Source organism: Vibrio sp. Vb0937 (assembly GCF_033338855.1).
On the sequence record NZ_JAWOTK010000002.1, the window covers coordinates 91,978 to 109,723 of the forward strand.

At 43.5% G+C, this 17,746-nt stretch carries 13 protein-coding genes and 2 tRNA genes; 9 read left to right on the forward strand and 6 right to left on the reverse strand.

Annotated features, from left to right (window positions below; all coding sequences use genetic code 11):
* Window positions 1-245 precede the first annotated feature (245 nt).
* Window positions 246-1,379: an exonuclease SbcCD subunit D gene (locus tag R7P67_RS03985; protein ID WP_005375971.1), complete on the forward strand. Its 1,134-nt coding sequence runs from the start codon at window positions 246-248 to the stop codon at window positions 1,377-1,379.
* Window positions 1,380-1,388: 9 nt separating this feature from the next.
* Window positions 1,389-4,445, forward strand: a complete 3,057-nt coding sequence (locus tag R7P67_RS03990; protein ID WP_262606014.1) for an SMC family ATPase — start codon at window positions 1,389-1,391, stop codon at window positions 4,443-4,445.
* 59 nt (window positions 4,446-4,504) lie between these two features.
* Here the strand turns inward: R7P67_RS03990 and R7P67_RS03995 are convergent, their stop codons facing one another.
* On the reverse strand, window positions 4,505-4,885 hold the full coding sequence (locus tag R7P67_RS03995; RefSeq protein ID WP_172563844.1) for a cystatin family protein: 381 nt from the start codon (window positions 4,883-4,885) through the stop codon (window positions 4,505-4,507).
* A 304-nt stretch (window positions 4,886-5,189) separates the two neighbouring features.
* Here R7P67_RS03995 and R7P67_RS04000 point away from each other — a divergent pair, with 304 nt between their 5' ends.
* The gene (locus R7P67_RS04000; protein WP_054576742.1) at window positions 5,190-5,723 is read left to right on the forward strand and encodes a lipocalin family protein; all 534 of its coding nucleotides are present in this window, start codon (window positions 5,190-5,192) and stop codon (window positions 5,721-5,723) included.
* A gap of 207 nt (window positions 5,724-5,930) precedes the next feature.
* On the opposite strand, the gene R7P67_RS04005 is transcribed toward R7P67_RS04000, so the two are convergent.
* The 5 genes from R7P67_RS04005 to R7P67_RS04025 all read right to left on the reverse strand — a co-directional run bounded on the left by R7P67_RS04005 (window position 5,931) and on the right by R7P67_RS04025 (window position 10,723).
* Window positions 5,931-6,926, reverse strand: a complete 996-nt coding sequence (locus R7P67_RS04005) for a succinylglutamate desuccinylase/aspartoacylase family protein (protein WP_258641607.1) — start codon at window positions 6,924-6,926, stop codon at window positions 5,931-5,933.
* Window positions 6,927-7,036: 110 nt separating this feature from the next.
* Complete coding sequence (yfcC, locus tag R7P67_RS04010; RefSeq protein ID WP_005387492.1) at window positions 7,037-8,569, reverse strand: putative basic amino acid antiporter YfcC; 1,533 nt, start codon at window positions 8,567-8,569, stop codon at window positions 7,037-7,039.
* 212 nt (window positions 8,570-8,781) lie between these two features.
* A complete protein-coding gene (locus R7P67_RS04015) occupies window positions 8,782-9,102 on the reverse strand; it encodes a c-type cytochrome (protein ID WP_104976059.1) in 321 nt (106 codons plus the stop codon).
* Window positions 9,103-9,180: 78 nt separating this feature from the next.
* Window positions 9,181-10,185 carry a low-specificity L-threonine aldolase gene (gene ltaE, locus R7P67_RS04020; RefSeq protein ID WP_170890076.1) on the reverse strand — a complete coding sequence of 335 codons (1,005 nt, stop codon included), beginning with the start codon at window positions 10,183-10,185 and terminating at the stop codon, window positions 9,181-9,183.
* 22 nt (window positions 10,186-10,207) lie between these two features.
* On the reverse strand, window positions 10,208-10,723 hold the full coding sequence (locus R7P67_RS04025) for an NUDIX hydrolase (RefSeq protein WP_213969379.1): 516 nt from the start codon (window positions 10,721-10,723) through the stop codon (window positions 10,208-10,210).
* A 269-nt stretch (window positions 10,724-10,992) separates the two neighbouring features.
* Here R7P67_RS04025 and R7P67_RS04030 point away from each other — a divergent pair, with 269 nt between their 5' ends.
* The 6 genes from R7P67_RS04030 (at window position 10,993) to dld (ending at window position 17,740) form a co-directional block, all read left to right on the forward strand.
* Entirely contained in the window at window positions 10,993-12,654 is a 1,662-nt protein-coding gene (locus R7P67_RS04030) for an ATPase RavA domain-containing protein (RefSeq protein WP_213874063.1), read from the forward strand.
* 9 nt (window positions 12,655-12,663) lie between these two features.
* Complete coding sequence (gene viaA, locus R7P67_RS04035; protein ID WP_005375981.1) at window positions 12,664-14,118, forward strand: ATPase RavA stimulator ViaA; 1,455 nt, start codon at window positions 12,664-12,666, stop codon at window positions 14,116-14,118.
* 204 nt (window positions 14,119-14,322) lie between these two features.
* Window positions 14,323-14,396 (forward strand) — tRNA-Cys (locus tag R7P67_RS04040).
* Window positions 14,397-14,433: 37 nt separating this feature from the next.
* Window positions 14,434-14,509, forward strand: a tRNA-Gly gene (locus R7P67_RS04045).
* Between the two features lie 239 nt (window positions 14,510-14,748).
* Entirely contained in the window at window positions 14,749-15,651 is a 903-nt protein-coding gene (locus tag R7P67_RS04050; RefSeq protein ID WP_005375982.1) for a LysR family transcriptional regulator, read from the forward strand.
* Between the two features lie 382 nt (window positions 15,652-16,033).
* Window positions 16,034-17,740: a D-lactate dehydrogenase gene (dld, locus tag R7P67_RS04055; protein ID WP_065275338.1), complete on the forward strand. Its 1,707-nt coding sequence runs from the start codon at window positions 16,034-16,036 to the stop codon at window positions 17,738-17,740.
* Window positions 17,741-17,746: the final 6 nt, after the last annotated feature.

Consider the following 17,746-nt stretch of genomic DNA (forward strand, 5'->3'; position numbering starts at 1 on the left):
TGCTTTTCAAAATAGCTTTGCTCACCGCGTTTTTACAGTGTTCTTCTCGCTTTCTGATTAAATAGCCAGCCATAGAACACAAACCACATGAAAAGCTGTTCGACTCAAGATATCCTTACCGAAATAAAATAACTTGAGTTTTGGCTTGTTCGAGATCCCACCCGTGACGCATTCCTTTTTATAAACGGTACATGGACTCTGACAGAAGCAAGCCTACTCATAGAATTGGCGGAAAGTGAATTCGAATGAAGTTTATCCACACCTCAGATTGGCATCTTGGTCGACAATTCCACAACGTATCACTACTCGAAGATCAACAAGCAGTACTCGAACAACTGATTAACTATATTGAACGCAACCCCGTCGATGCAGTTGTAGTGGCGGGAGATATCTATGACCGTTCGGTGCCACCAACGGTTGCAATAGAACTGTTAAATCGAGTCGTGAAACGCATTTGTACCGAGTTAGAAACACCAATGATATTGATATCTGGCAACCATGATGGTGCAGAAAGGTTAGGTTTCGGCTCAGAGCAAATGAAAAATGCAGGTCTCCATATTGTTAGCAACTTTGAAGAGATGCTCACTCCCATCATCATAAAAACGGACTCTGCGGACGAGGTCGCGTTTTATGGTATGCCTTATAACGACCCTGAACAGGTCAGGTTTGCCTACAAAGCCTCGGTATCCACTCATGATGAGGCTCATCAATTGCTTGTTGAGCAAATTAAAGAGCGCTTTATCTCTAAGCAAAAGCGCGTGCTCGTGAGTCACTGCTTTGTTGATGGGGCTATCGAGTCAGACTCTGAACGACCATTATCTATTGGTGGTTCTGATCGCGTGAGTCATGAACACTTCTTAGATTTTGACTACGTCGCACTTGGTCATTTGCATCAGCCTCAAAAGAAAGGCGCAGAGCATATCCGTTACTCTGGCTCTCTCATGAAGTATAGCTTTGGTGAACAGAACCAGAGAAAAGGTTTCACGTTAGTTGAACTGGACAAGAAAGGATTCGTTTCTGCAAAGCATATTGATCTTACGGCTCCTCATGAAATGCGTATTGTAGAGGGCGAGCTGGATAAAGTTATTGAGCAAGGGAAAACAGACCCCAAGAATGAAGATTATTTGTTAGTTCGTTTGATGGATAAACATGCGATTTTAAACCCAATGGAAAAACTTCGTTCAGTGTATCCAAACGTTTTACACCTTGAGAAACCTGGCATGTTAATTGGGGTAGAGCAGGAAATGGCGCAAGCAAAGTTGGCGCGAAGCGAAATTGATATGTTCCGAGATTTTTTTATTGAGGCGCAAGATAGCCAGTTGTCTAAAGAGCAAGAGCAAGCTGTTACTGACATTATTAAGCAATTATCACAGCAATAGGGACCAAAGATGAAACCAATTAAACTAACCATGCAAGCCTTTGGTCCGTTTGCAAAAACTGAAATCATTCATTTTGAGAAGCTTGGCAGTAACCCTCTATTTTTGATTAATGGTCCTACAGGTTCCGGTAAAACGTCGATCTTAGATGCCATTTGCTTCGCCCTTTATGGTGAAACCACAGGTAATGAGCGACAAGGTATTCAGATGCGGTGTGACTTATCCGCGCAAGACTTACCAACCGAAGTAGTTCTCGAATTTTCGTTACACGGCAAACAATACCGAGTTGTTCGATCCCCTGAGCAGGAAGCGCCCAAGGCCCGTGGTGAAGGGATGACGATTAAAAAGCACACTGCGGCTCTTTATGAACTCGGTGAGACTGAAACGCTTATCACCAGCAAGACGACTCAGGTTAAAACTGAAGTTAGCAATATTATTGGCTTGAATGAAACTCAATTTCGTCAAGTTATGGTGTTGCCTCAAGGAAAATTCCGAGAACTGTTGCTTGCTAGCTCTAAAGAGCGTGAAGAAATTTTTGGCCAGCTCTTTCAAACTGACATATATAAAAAAATTGAGTACGCGCTCAAAGATAAAGCGAGTGCAATTAGTAAAGCGAAAGGCGAATTTGATAATCAAATTCGAGGTGCTTTACAAGTTGCAGAAGCGAGTTCTGAACAAGAACTATTACAACAACTGGAACAAGTAACTAAGCAATTAGAGTCTGATAAAAAGAATGAGCAAGCAGCGTTAGATAAGCTCAATACTGCTAAATCTGAATTGCAAAAAGCGGAAACCTTGAATGGAGAGTTTTCGAAACGAGAGCAAGCAGAAAGCGCACTCAAGCTGCATCTAGAACACTCAGATTCGATAAAAGCTCGTCAACAGCAATTAGAAAACGCTAAAAATGCCAATAAGATAGAGTTGCCCTACATCTCATTACAAAATGCAAAAGCTCAAACGCAAGAGCTTAGGCAAAAAATCGTAGCTTTGGAAGAGAGTCTCGAAAAAGCTAATGTCGTTGCGAGAGAACAAGAAAACTTGCAGCAAAGTGCAAAAAAGGCAGCGGCAAAGGTCCCGCAGTTAACGCAACTGCAGTATCAACTTGAAAGTATGAAAAACAAGTTGGTCGAGAAAGACAATTTGGAAAGTAAAATAACGGCGGGTTATCAACAAAAACAACAATTTGAAGCAACGTTAAAACAGTACATAGAACTAAAAGATAAGTTAACGTTACAGGCCCAGCAGGGACAGAAGGAGCTAGAGAAAGCACGAGTTGATGTTGCGCTTATTGGCAGCATCGATGCGGAAATAAAACAAAAACAACGGCTGTTACAGGATCTACAAAAGCTGCATGATCTTACTTTAGAGCTCTCTAAACTCAATGCGCTAACTGTAGGCAAGCAGCAGTCACTACACGAAGCCAGTCAGCGCTATATGCAGCGTCAACAAGCCGCTGATACGATAGAGCTTAAGTGGCACAACGCTCAAGCGGCAGTATTAGCGCAGCGACTAAAAGCAGGTGAAGCATGCCCGGTGTGTGGTAGCGAAACGCATCCTAACCCCGCAACGTTTGTTGAAGAAGCCGTTACAAAAGAGCAAGTTCAGGCGGCTAGAGCTAAAGAGCGAGAAGCTCAAACCTTGTTGAACCAACTAAGCAATCAGCTAGAACAACATAACGTTGTCATTAGTCAGTATCAGAATCAGTGTAACCAGTTGAAAGAGGAGTTGGGTGAGTATGCTACATCTGAGATCTCGACGGTTCAAAATGATTTGCAAGCGATCAATGCTCAACTCCTACGTCTACAAGCTATTGATATTGAAAAGCTAGAAAAGAACGTTGAACAGCTTAATCAACGCTGCGTCGTGGGTGAAAATAAAATTCATGAGCTGCAGAATAAAATGGCGGCAAATGAATCAACCGTTAAAGCGAACCAAGAACAATTGGCTCAATTACAAGCTTCTATTGACCCAAAATACAGTTCCGCTGACTTGCTTGAACGTGAAATTTTGCTGACAAAAGAGCAAATTCTGAGTTTGAACACAGGCTTAGAAAAGGCGCAAACCGCTTTGCAGCAAGCGATATTGGAGAAATCAAATGCGGAAAGTCACTTAGCGACGAACAAGCAGTGGTTATCTGAGTCAGAGCAAAAACTTAGCCAAGCAGAATTAGCGTGGAATGAGGCACTACAGGCGAGTAAATTTGAGGATGAAAGCCATTATCTAAGTAGTCGAGTGGGAGATGATGAACTTCAAGCCTGGCAGCAAGAAATAGACAGCTTCAAACAGGCACAAACCAAGCTTGAGCAAACACTACATGATTTAAATCATGCATTGAAAGATCTTGAAAGGCCTAATTTAGAGTCGTTTAACGATAGGTTAACCACTCTGCAGGCGCAATATATTGAAGTAAGGAATCAACTTGATACCACACGCTCAATATTTGAACGTCTTGAAAAGGTTCGTAAAGATATTGCCGTGTTGCATGAGAAAAATAGTAAGTTAGAAGAAGAATACAAAGTCTTTGGTACGTTGTACGACGTTGCTAGCGGTAAAACAGGCAGCAGGGTTAGCCTACATCGCTTTGTTCTTGGTGTACTGTTGGATGATGTGCTGATTCAGGCCTCTCAACGCTTAAGCCTTATGAGTAAAGGGCGCTATATTCTTGCTCGAAAAACAGAGGGCTTCAAAGGCGCTGCGGGTCGCGGCTTAGATTTAATGGTTGAAGATGGCTACACAGGAAAAACGCGTGATGTTGCGACACTTTCCGGCGGTGAATCATTTATGGCAGCGCTTGCTCTGGCACTTGGTTTGTCGGATGTTGTGCAATCCTATAGTGGCGGTATCCGTTTAGACACTTTATTTATTGATGAGGGCTTCGGTAGTTTAGACCCAGAGTCTTTAGATCTTGCTATTCAAACACTAGTGGACCTGCAACAGACTGGGCGCATGATCGGTGTTATTTCTCACGTTTCTGAGCTGAAAGAGCAAATGGCGCAGAGGATTGATGTTGAACCATCAAGACTTGGTTCAACGGTGTCGATTAAATCTCAATGTCGCTTCGCTGTCTAATTCAGTGACTACTGTTAGATCAAAAAGCCCCTATTGTTAGGGGCTTTCTGACTAAGTCGCTACTGTTCGCAAAAGTAGCCTTCTTTTGGCGATTGGGTAATCGCATATTCGCCATCGAGGTTGCGATAAACAATCGTGTTCCAAACAGAGCCATCATCCAGTTCAAACTCAATAGCATAGTTGACGCCGCTAACGATTTGCGCGTGAACATTCAGTATTTGTTTAAACGACGCTATTGTGTCCATTTTCTCTAAAACAAAGGCCATTGCCTTTTGTGCATCAGGGGTCGCGTTAAACTCATTCCACCCACCTGGCATGTTTCCTTGTGCATTACATACATCTGCTGAGGTCGTTAATTGTGTCGTTTCGCTCGGCTTTTCCTGCTGACAACCTGCAAGTAACACCAAAAGTGCACAAACTGACACTGTTTTTAATTTCATAACAATAACCTCTGTCTATAACGCAACGTATTATAGGAGGGTGATATGCCTACGAATGTCTATGTTGTGCAAAGTTTCTATATGCATAGGGTTAAATGCTGACAAAATGTACAAGCATGGTCAGCTTGTAAGTCAAAAATAGAGCAATCTTGTTAACGATTTGCTGAGATGACGAGGTTTCGGTGTTCAGTGCGCTATTGATGAAGAATTGTGATGTGTACCTATGAAGGTGATGGTGCGGCTTAGTGATCGATTTGTTATCTTCTAGAGTAAAATCAATCACTAATTAAAATTTAGGTGTTGTATGAAATCGATAAAAATATTTTTACTTTTGTCACTTGCAACTTTATTTGGTTGTACCTCGAAGCCGGATGGGGTGGAACCCGTCAATAATTTCGATTTAGAGCCATATCTAGGTAAGTGGTACGAAATTGCACGCCTAGACCATTCATTTGAGCGAGGCTTATCCAACGTTACCGCTGAGTATCAGGTTCGCGAGGATGGTGGGGTTAAGGTGATAAACCGTGGATATTCCGAAGAAGAGCGACAGTGGTCAGAAGCTGAAGGCAAAGCTTATTTTGTTGAAGATAAAACGGTTGGACACTTAAAGGTTTCCTTTTTTGGGCCAATATACTCTTCTTACATTGTTTTTGAGCTAGGTGAAAACTATGACTATGCGTTTGTTTCCGGTTACAACCACGACTATTTGTGGCTATTGTCCAGAACGCCTAACGTTGATGAGAGAGTAGTGGAGCGCTTTAAGTACGTAGCTAAAGAGAAAGGTTTCGCTATCGACGAGCTCATTTTTGTTGAACAAGAGAAACAAAGACAGCTTTAAGTTCATCAGCGTGGCTGAAAAAGCGGACAGAGGGGCAGCTTCCTAATTAAGAGCTCGGTTTGTCATTTCGCTTAACAGTAATTTGTTACCGCGTAACTTAATGTGGTCAAAATGGATATAGCCCCATCATTTGTGATTACTCGTGATGGGGCTTATATAAATTTGAGTGAGCGTCGAAAGGTTGATCTATCAACAAACGGTTATGGTTTACTTAATCAAACGAACGATCAGGGAACCTGGTGCTCGAATAGATTCAACATTGTGGCTAAGTACTGTGCCGCTTGTTGGGGCGGTGTAGCGTTTAATCTCAGCGCCAAAGCTGTCGTATTGAATCGCAAGAAGTTGGCCTTGCTCGACAAAATTCATCAAACTGACATGAGGCAGTACAAAGCCGCCGTGTGTCGCTTTCACACTGATGATTTCGTTTCCTTCCAAGCATGACGTAATAGGGTCCATATCACCTTCAACAATGTTATGCTTTTTCAGCACATTAAAAATGCCTGTTACAGTTCGACTGATAAGTTCTTGCTCGGTATATCGCCCCATACCTACTTCAACAGTAATACTTGGGACACCATGGTTATTCCAGACCGTTTCAAGGACGCCAGCATCTCCAGGATCATTTAAAATCGCATCAGGATTAATGAGGCGAGCCATTTCTAATGATTGCTCGATTCGGAAATCTGCAAACACGTAAAGTGGATAGGCCGCACCACTGGTTTGAGTGTGAAGGTCAATGGCTAAATCAGCATTTGGCTTGAGCAAATCATTCCACAATGCATATAAGTAACGTTGGGCCTCATTGCCGTTTTGGTCACCAGGAAAAAAGCGGTTTAAGTTTGCAGGAGACGCATCAGGGTCTGCGGAATAGAAATCGCGGCTGTGGTTTAGCATACCAGGCATGTTAATGGTTGGAACAATAGTGACAGTACCAGCGACTTCAGTGCCGATGAGCTCTCGAGCAGTTTTCTGCGCTGCTAACACACCATTGTACTCATCACCATGAACCCCTGCGGTAATCATGATCTTCTTGCCAGGTTTTTCACCTTTGAACACTAGCACAGGTAGGTGTTGCCACTGAGAGAGAGCATTCGTTGCGATGCGAAACCAAAACTTATGCTCGCCCGAATTTAGGTCTGCTACATTGAGAGACTGAATCACTTGATGACCTTGAATCACGTCATCGAGAAATTGTGTTGCCATTAAAGTTACCACTCCAAAACCATAAGCTAATCTAAAACCTTAGCGTCGTCATACCATGAATATTAATAAGGCGAGAACATGTCTCGCCTTAATTACCAATTGGTTTCGTTTTACGCAAAACCCATAATATGAGCTGCGATAACGACGATACTTGATAGGGTAAAGAGTAATAGAATAAATCGCCAGCAGAATTTTGCCCAGTCACCCCAGTCGATACGGCAGACACCAAGCGTTGCCATGAGAGATGCCGAAGTAGGGACGATAACGTTAGTAAAGCCATCGCCAAGTTGGAATGACAAAACTGCCACTTGGCGCGTAACTCCTGCAATGTCTGCCAGAGGGGCCAGTAGAGGCATCGTCAGTGCCGCTTGTCCAGAGCCCGAAGTGACGAAGAAGTTGAAGATAGATTGGAATACATACATTAACCATGCCGCAGCCACGTCAGGAAGCCCGCTAATCACGCCGCCAGCACTGTTTAGAATTGAGTTCAGTACACTCGCTTCATCAGTTGTACCACCACCAAGGATCAACAATACACCTTTTGCACAACCCACTAATAGGGCAGGTGCAAGCATAATAGCTGCACCTTCTTTAAATGCATCAGCTGCGCAGTTTAGCGTCATACCGTTTAGGCGGAAAATCGTACCGATGATCGCGACAACAAAGCCCATAGTGAAAAATTGAGACGCGATTTCTGGGATGTACCATGCGTTAGCGACTACGCCCCAAACAACCCACACCGTGGTCGCAATAACCGTAAGGATAACGAGTGTGTCACCTAGGTTCCAACGAGAATCTTGATTGCCAAGCTCTTGCTGACGGAAATACTGGTCTGTGCGATGGCTGTAAGAAAGTTTAGGATTTGACTTCACACGAGCGGCGTAGATCATTGTGAAAGCGATACCGATTAACGTAAAGCCAGCCCATAACCCCATGCGTACTGTCATGCCGGATAAAACAGGTACACCCGCAATGCCTTGCGCAATAGCTACGGAAAAAGGGTTCATCCAAGAAGTAGCGAAGCCAATTTGAGTCGCAACATAGGTAACCATTACCGTAGTGATACCATCATAACCAAGGCGAACCATAAGCGGCGCGATAATAATCGCAAACGCTACGGCTTCTTCACCCATACCAAATACCGCACCGCCTAGCGAGAACAGCAAAAATAGCACTGGAATGAATAGCGCTTCGTTACCTTTGGTCTTATCGATAAGGCGCAGGATACCGTTATCGATTGTGCCTGTGCGCATTACAACGCCGAAAGCACCGCCGATAACCAACATGAACATAATCACGCCGATTGCGCTGCCCCATTTAGAGCCAGAAACTAGCCCTTCGAAAGGGAAGTTCATCAGACCAATGCCACCACCAGAAGCAAACAGGCCAACCTTGTTGTAAACCAGTTCACCGTTTTCGTCGGTTGCATAAGAGAAAGAAGAAGGATCGATAACTGTGCGAGTTTTTTCTGCACCGTCGACCATGTAGGTCACCTGTTGGCTATCAAAATGACCAGCAGGAATTAAGTAGGTAAGAATCGCAGCAAGAATACCAACAATGAAGATCAAAATGAGGGTATCTGGCATCTGCCACGACTTAGGGGTAGCAACCGAGTCTGCTGGTTGCGCATGTGTGTGAGACATAACTTACTTCACGTCAAATTCAATAAAGCATGAAATATCGATAAAATAGAATAAAAAGTCAATATTAATGCTTGTGTTGAACTATAAATTCATCAAATATTTGAAGTGAAGTTAATTTGATTGTTTTGTGGTCAAATGTTGGGTTAATGTTTCAGTATGCGTTGAGTTTGGATGATTCACGAGCTTTCATAGTACATCTACAGGTGATCTAATCACTTGATTTCTGTCTGTTCTGCATAAAAAGCAGCGACATCACGAAGGTCTTCATCATTTAACATTTTTAACTGTGCTGCCATCATTTCTGCAAGTGGCCCTTTACGCTCACCGGCTTGATAAGATTTCATTGCATTGTAAAGGTACTGAGCATTTTGACCAGCAAGGCTTGGATAGGTGTTGTTCGTTGCGATGCCTGTAACACCGTGACAATAGACACAGCTAGGTGATTTGATTTTACCTTTATCAGCATCACCAAACGGCTCGGCATGGATAGCGGAAGAGAAAATAAAAGAGATTAGAAGTATAAATCTGAGCATGGAGGTTATCTATTCGCTAAAAATCATGCCGATACAATAAAGCTTCCCCTTAGGGGAAGCTCAATGATCAAAATCAAATTAAAGTAGAGATTTTATACTTGATAAGAAAGTGTCGATGTCTTTCGCTGAAATATCTTTATGAGTTACAAAACGAATTGGATTTCCAGGGGTTATCGTGATGTTTTGTTCCTTTAGTTTCGCAGCGATACTTACTATGTCCACTTGAGGATCAAGCTTCGCGAACACGATGTTCGTTTGAACAAATTCAGGGTTGACTGAAAAACCAGGCAGTTCTGCTAAACCTTCCGCTAAGGTTTTTGCGTTGGTGTGATCTTGTTTTAGCTGTTCCACTTGTTCGGTAAGGGCAAGTTTGCCTGCTGCGGCAAGAATACCCGCTTGACGCATACCACCGCCGACCATCTTTCTTAAGCGACGTGCTTTTGCGATGTAGTCTTTGCTACCAAGTAGTAGCGAGCCAACAGGGGCAGCCAGACCTTTCGACAGACAGATCGTCATTGAATCAAAGTACTGACCGATCTCTTTTACCGGAACATCAAGTGCAACGGCTGCGTTAAAAACGCGAGCGCCATCTAGATGCATCTGCAAGTTATGTTTATTCACGAAGTCACGTGCTTCTGCTAAGTAAGACAGAGGTAGTACTTTACCATTAATTGTGTTTTCTAAGCTGAGAAGCTTAGTGCGAGCAAAGTGACAATCATCTGGTTTAATCGCAGCAGCCAGTTTATCAAATGGTAGCGTGCCATCTGGGTTATTTTCGACTGGTTGAGGTTGAATTGATCCCAAAACCGCCGCGCCACCAGCTTCGTATTTGTAGTTATGTGCTTGTTGCCCACATAGATATTCATCTCCCCGCTCGCAATGCGCCATTAAACCGAGCAGATTGGCTTGAGTGCCTGAAGTGGTAAACAAAGCTGCTTCGAAACCAGCAAGCTGCGCAGCAAATTTTTCAAGCTCATTGACCGTAGGGTCATCACCATAAACATCATCCCCAACGGGGGCCTTAAACATGGCTTCTCGCATGGCTTGGGTGGGCTGTGTAACGGTATCTGATCGAAAATCCATGAATGTCTCCTTGGTCAAAGTCCTAAATATATCCGCAAAGGCGCGCTTTGCTTAAGCAAGCGATCGTTTTGGCATCGGTGATCGTGCCATCGACAATCTTTTCTTCGAGTTGCTTGATTGACAAGGTGACGACCTCAATCACTTCGTCTTCATCGCACTCGTAACGGTTTGTTTTATTGAGCTTTTCGGCAACAAATAGATACTGTATCTCATCACAAAATCCGGCAAGAGGGGTGACTTGGCCGAGAGACGTGAATTTCTCTGCACTAAACCCAGTTTCTTCCTCTAACTCTCTTTTGGCGCAGCAGAGTGGCTCTTCGTTGCCTTCCCTGGTACCAGCAGGAAGTTCCAATAGCCATTTATTAAGTGAAGGCCGAAATTGGTGGACAAGGACAATCTCACCCTCCGCTGTAATAGGGAGAATCACTGCAGCGCCCGGATGATGGATTGTGGTGTGCGTAATTGCCTGTCCTGTAGGAAGCATAACGTCTTCTTCAATCAGAGAAATTTGCTTCCATTTATAAATTATCTTGCTCATGCAGTTATGAACCCTAGCTGTTACCGCATTTTTGACGTTTTTCGACATTAACCACAAATGGTGGGAAACAAAAGCAAAAAATACTGCAACACGACGAAAGCGTTTGCACTTTAAGTGAGCAATGTCTCATAAATGGAAACTTTGATTGCTTCGTCAAGAAGCGGAAAAGCATCTGCTATAAGGGGAATTCGACAAAATACATTTGTAACAAAGTTATAACAAGTGTATAAAAATGTTAACGCAATACCACTTCAGTAGCCGGAGAACGTATGACACAAACCTTATTTGCCTCAAATGCCGAAAAAGCGCTTCTCTCAGAACGCATCAATAAATTGGCGAAAGCGTTAACGGATGGCGTTTATGAGCGTGAACATACGATCAAGCTCTGCCTTCTTGCTGCACTTGCTGGTGAAAGTGTTTTTCTTTTAGGTCCCCCTGGTATTGCAAAAAGCTTAATTGCCAAACGACTCATCCAAGCGTTCGATAACAGCAGTTACTTCGAATACCTGATGACGCGCTTCTCAACCCCTGAAGAGGTGTTTGGGCCACTGAGTATCCAAGAGCTAAAAGACAACGGCCGTTATGTTCGCTTAACTAAAGGGTATTTGCCAACTGCACAAGTCGTATTTTTGGATGAAATCTGGAAGGCGGGCCCTGCAATTCTTAATACATTGCTGACAGTGGTTAATGAGAAAACATTCAAAAATGGCAGCGATATCGAGCGTGTGCCAATGCGCTTGTTGGTATCGGCTTCCAATGAATTACCCGATGAAGATAGTGGATTGGATGCGCTCTACGACCGCATGTTGGTGCGTGTGTTTGTGAATCGAATTCAGAATAAACAAAACTTTAAGTCGATGTTGACTGTGGGCACATCGCAAGAGGCACAAGTACCAGAAGGCCTAGCGATAACTGATGAAGAATATCATCAATGGCAACAACAGCTCGACAAATTGACGTTAACCGACAATGCATTCGAAAAGCTTTTCCAGCTTAAAACGATGTTAGAAGCCAAAGTTGAAGCTCAGTTTGGTGATGTGGCCAATACCGATATGTATGTCTCTGACCGCCGCTGGAAGAAAGCCGTGAAGTTGTTAAAAGCGAGCGCGTTTTTTAATGGTCGCGATGAAATCAATCCGCTTGACCTTCTACTGCTGCAAGATTGTTTATGGAACAGTCCTGAATCGCGAGATGTGGTACGTGAAGTGGTTCAAGAGTTCGCCTTAAAACATGCATTTGATCAACAAGACGCGGAGCAGGAAATTGAGTACTGCCGAGAGTCTTTGGTTGATGTTCAACATGAACTTGAAGATGCCTACCGCATGACGTTAACGTCTGAAGCGGCAACGGGCATTTTGCGTAAAGAAACCATGCGCTTCGATACCTCTAAAGCCAAGATGTACAAAGTTGGCGCAGCCGTTAACTTAGTTAAATTGGTTGTCTTGCAAAGCAACATGTCGGTTTCAGAATCAGAAAAAGGTGATAGCCGCTGGGTTTATGTACCCAAAGATGAGTTAGATCGAGTCATTAAAGAGGGAAGCGGTGATGTGTATGGTTACGTCAATCAAAACACCAACATGTGCCGTTTACGATTTGATGTTGACGCGGCGAATAACCTAGTTATCCGTGATATCGCGAACCGAGGCATTTTGGTTAGCCTAGTGACTCAAGAGGGCTTGGATGTAGAGCTTTACCAAAAGTGGTTAACGCAGAGCGAAAAAGCCGTAAATCAGCTTAGTGAGGCAGAACACCATATACGCAAGGTGAAAGCGAACTTTCATGATGCGCTTCCGCATAGCTTTGTTGATCCTGAACTACCCCGCCTAATGGAGTCGAGTCTGCAACAGGTAAGTCAGAGACTTGAATCAATCCAAGCAGAAAGTGAAAAAGTTATCCAACGCTTTAAAAACTTAAATCAGTTTTTCTCATAAGGAGACGACATGCTAGGTGCAGACGGACTTAACCTCGCGCTGATGGTGGCCGACTCCGGCATCATCGATAGCGCAGTTAATGATTTGATGGCGCGTTCACAAGTCATGATGATGGCAGAAAACCGAGGCGTTAAATCTTCGGTCAAAGGTCACTTGTTAAAGTGGCGAGGCAGCGTTAAAAAACGGATCACCAAGGTATGTGAGACAGAGCGTTTCCAACAAGAGCTGTCTTTATATCAAGAGGTCATTCACTGGGATGAAGAGGCGTTTTTTGAAAACATCGAAGATGTGATTAAAAAGCTGGAATGGCACTCTGCGTTTTACATGCAAGCTCGCCGAATGATGGAAAAGAACAAAGGGATGAATAACCCTATGTTCCCTCATTACTTTTGTGATCAATGGTACAAAAGCCTCACCGATGCTATAAAACAAGCGCAAGTAAGCGAGCTTGAAGCCAATAAAGAAAAGGTGCTGAATGACCTGTATCAACGTATGGAAACCATGCGTAATATGGATAAAGTCACGGAGTCGGGTGACGCTGAAAGTGTAGGGCGCCTGTGGGATATGGCATCTGCCAAGTTGAGTAAAACAGACTTAACGGTGATGAAGCGCCATGCTGAGTTTCTGAAGAAGCACCAAGGCTTGCAAGAAATTGCGGAGCAACTCGGTCGTATGGCGGGGCAAGTAAATGATCCTGAACTAAATCGTGCGCCCACTGAAGAACTTCAATTGGTCGAAGAGAAAAGTGATGAGGCGACGGATGATATTGTCGGTATTCACGAAAGCGATGATCTAAATAAGCTACTTCCCAACGAAACGATGTTTTTGGCGTATCCTGAACTTGAAGTTGTGTTCTATAAACACTTAGTTGATAAACGGCTCATGAACTATCGTACACAAGGCAAATCGCGCACGTTACGTAAAGTTAAAGCTCACCGACCTGACCATAAAGCGGTAGATATCGAAAAAGGCCCCTTCATTGTTTGTGTGGACGCGTCCGGTTCCATGAGTGGCTTTCCTGAGCAATGCGCCAAAGCCATGGCTTATGCTCTGATGCAAATCGCACTAGCGGAGCAACGTGATTGCTATGTCATTATTTTTTCTACGGAACACATTACCTACGAACTAACCAAACAAGATGGTCTGCGCGAGGCGGCGGACTTTCTAACTTATAGCTTCCATGGTGGTACAGACTTAGAGCCAACTTTGATTAAATCTATCGACTTGATGAGCGGTGATAAATATAAAAACGCAGACATGGTAGTCATTTCCGACTTTATCGCGCCAAAACAACAAGACGAGTTACTGGCCAAAGTGGATGCGCTCAAAGCGAAGAAAAACCGTTTTCACGCGATTAGCTTATCGAAATACGGAAATCCTGCATTAATGTCGATGTTTGATCACACTTGGTCTTATCACCCTAATGTTGTGGGAAGATTGCTAAAAAGGGTCAGCAACTATTAAACGCTTTAATGTTTCATGGGACAAAACGAACTGAAAGCGAGATTTATATTGCTTCGTTTTAAGCCAATAAGATCGAACTTTGGTCGAATTGACTTAAAAGAAATCAAACGAACAGAAAATGAAATGTTTTTGTTTGACTATCTTCTCTCAATCCGTAAAGTAGCCACCAACGCAACGGGGTAGAGCCCTGAAGCGTAATAAAAAGGCGCCTTGGCAGAGTGGCTATGCAGCGGATTGCAAATCCGTGGACCTCGGTTCGACTCCGGGAGGCGCCTCCATTATTCTTTTGAGAGCGAATGGCTTTCGAGAATAAATGCGACACTAGCTCAGTTGGTAGAGCGCAACCTTGCCAAGGTTGAGGTCACGAGTTCGAACCTCGTGTGTCGCTCCAAATTATTCAGATATGGCCATGGCGGTATCTCGATGCCAAGTGCATCAACTTAAAACCAGCGAAAGCTGGTTTTTTTGTATCTGAAGACTGATAAATTCACACCATCTCTTTTTCATTACCTGTGAGCTTAGCAACCCCATCTCTGTCACGAGTTTCTGATATTAAGTGTGACCCGATGTTTCGCACCTCAGCCAATTTCAGTTTACAATACGGGCTTCCAAAGGATTTGACGAAGACGCATGAGAAATACCGACGATTACATCATTTTTTATCACTTGATCGAGCAAGGTTCATTCAGTGCTGCCGCGAGACATATGTCACTGACCAAATCGGTCGTCAGTAAACGGATTGCCAAGCTTGAACAAGAGCTTGGTGTACAGCTTCTCTACCGAACAACGCGAACGCTAACGTTGACTGAAGCAGGACGAGCGTTTTTTACTCATGCAAAAGCGGTTTATCAAGCGGTGGCAACGGCGGAAGAATCCATTGTGGGTTTAGGTAAAAACTTATCTGGACACATTAAAATTTCGGTGCCTACTATCTCTGGTGAATTAATTCTTCCTCAAGTGATTAATGAATTTAATCAGAAATACCCAGACATCAATATCGATATGGATCTAGATAATCGTTTCGTCGATATCGTGAATGAACGTTTTGATTTGGCAATTAGAACGGGTGTGTTGCCAGATTCTAGTCTGATTGCAAGAAAGCTGGTGGATGCAAATTGGATCATTTGCGCGTCACCCCAATACCTAGCTAAACATGGCATACCTAAACAACCTCAAGCCTTGGCTAAACACAATTGTTTAGTCTATTCCTACCAAGAAACCGGAGCGCATGAGTGGGCGTTTAAAGATGGAGACGAGGTATATCAAATCACCGTCGACGGTAACCTCTGTACTAACAATTCTTCTGTATTGAGAAATGTGGCGCTGTTAGGGCAGGGAATCATCTATGTGCCGCGTGTATTGGTTTATGAAGACTTAAAGCAAGGCAGTCTGATTCAGTTATTTAAAGACGAAACAGCCAAATGTTTGGGTATTTATGCGGTGTACCCTTACACTCGTCAGCAACCAGAAAAAATTAAGATCTTTATCGATCATCTATACACAAGCTTTCAAAGTCAAAACCATCGATTTTAAGCCAATAACTCAACACCGATCGTTATGTTGGTGTTGAGCTTATGTTTCCATCTTCATTTCTAAGAGTCCTCTTAAATTTAGGAGCTTACGCTTCTCCTCGTTTTCTTCACTAATATTGATAACAAGATACCCCGCACAACTGTTAACAAATGGTTTTGCTATTGTTTCTTTTAAGAAACGGTCTGTTTCTTACGTTAAATTTCTCAAATGTGAAAGATAAGTAACAGAAAAATAAAGAATTATTTTGTTTGTTGTTTATTGATTACGTATTGTTCGTCCGCCTGACATAGACGCAGAGAAATGGACTGCTTATAGTGGCTCAAACGCCATGCCTGCCGCTAAGCGGTGTTGTGAGCGAAGTACAATAACTAGAGATACGGATATGAAACAAAAGCAGCTGATTGAAGAATTTAAAACCATCGTGGGGGAAGAAAATGTTCTAACCGACGAGGTTAAAACGAAATATTACCGCTCGGGGTTTCGTTCGGGTAGTGGTAATGCGCTTGCTATCGTGTTTCCTAACACTCTTCTAGAACAATGGAAGATTATTAAACAGTGTGTTGAAGCAAACTGCATCATTATCATGCAGGCGGCTAAAACAGGTTTAACAGAGGGCTCAGCTCCGAGTGGTAATGATTATGATCGCGATGTGGTTGTGATCAATATTACCAAAATCAAGAAGATTCACTTATTAGATGGTGGTAAGCAGGCGGTTTGCTTGCCTGGTGCGAGCTTACACTCTTTGGAGAAAGAGTTGAAGGCAGTGAACCGAGCACCGCATTCTATCATCGGCTCTTCATCGCTAGGTGCCACTGTGGTCGGTGGTATCGCCAATAACTCAGGCGGTGCGCTAGTTAAGCGTGGTCCTGCTTATACGGAACTGGCGATCTACGCGCAGGTCGATAAGCAAGGCCAGTTACATTTGGTGAACCACCTTGGTATTGAAGGATTAGGTGAAACGCCAGAAGAAATTCTAACAAACCTGCAAGAAGGGAACTTTGACCCAGCGAAGATCATTCATGATGAGCGAATGGCATCAGACAGAGAATACGATGAACGTGTTCGAGACGTGACTTCTGACATTCCTTCTCGCTTTAATGCCGATGAACGCCGATTATTTGAAGCCAGTGGCTGTGCTGGCAAGTTGGGTGTTTTTGCCGTTCGGGTTGACAGCTACCCAGTACCCGAAAAAGAGCAGGTTTTTTACCTTGGCACCAATGACCCTGCGAAACTAACGAAGTTGCGAAAAGACTTCTTATCTACGTTTGATAACTTGCCTGAGATGGGAGAATACTTGCATCGAGATATCTTCAACATGGCAGAGAAGTACGGCAAGGATGTGTTCTTATCAATCGACTTGTTAGGCACAGATAAGCTGCCAAAAATGTTCGCACTTAAAGCTAAGGTAGAAAACTTCTTAGAGCGCATCCCGTTTGTCAGTAAATATCTGCCAGACACCATTCTGTACTACGCGAGCAAGTTGTTCCCACAACATTTACCAGAGCGAATGCTGGATTTCCGTGACAAGTATGAGCATCACCTGGTATTGAAAATGAGTGATGGTGGTATTGCTGAAGCACAAAAATACCTCAAAGAAGTTTGGGCTGTTGAAGACGACTGTGATTTCTTCGAGTGTACGCCGGAAGAGGGTAAAAAAGCTTATTTACATCGCTTTGCAGCAGCAGGTGCAGCAATTCGTTACGAGACGATTCACCGAAAAGACGTAGAAGACATCGTTGCACTTGATATCGCTTTGCGACGTAATGATGAAGAGTGGCTAGAAACTTTGCCTGAAGAGGTAAGTAAGAACCTTGTTCAAGCGCTCTATTATGGTCACTTTATGTGTTACGTCTTCCATCAAGATTACATTTTCAAAAAAGGGACTGACACGAAGTTGATGAAAAAGCTGATGCTTGAGCACCTCAATAGCCGTGGTGCCAAATACCCAGCAGAACATAACGTGGGTCACTTGTATGAAGCCGAAAACTCGTTGCAGAAGTTTTACCACGAATTAGACCCAACCAATACCTTTAACCCTGGTATTGGTAAAATGGACAAATATAAGCGCAATTGTAACTGCTGTGCGTAATGTGCT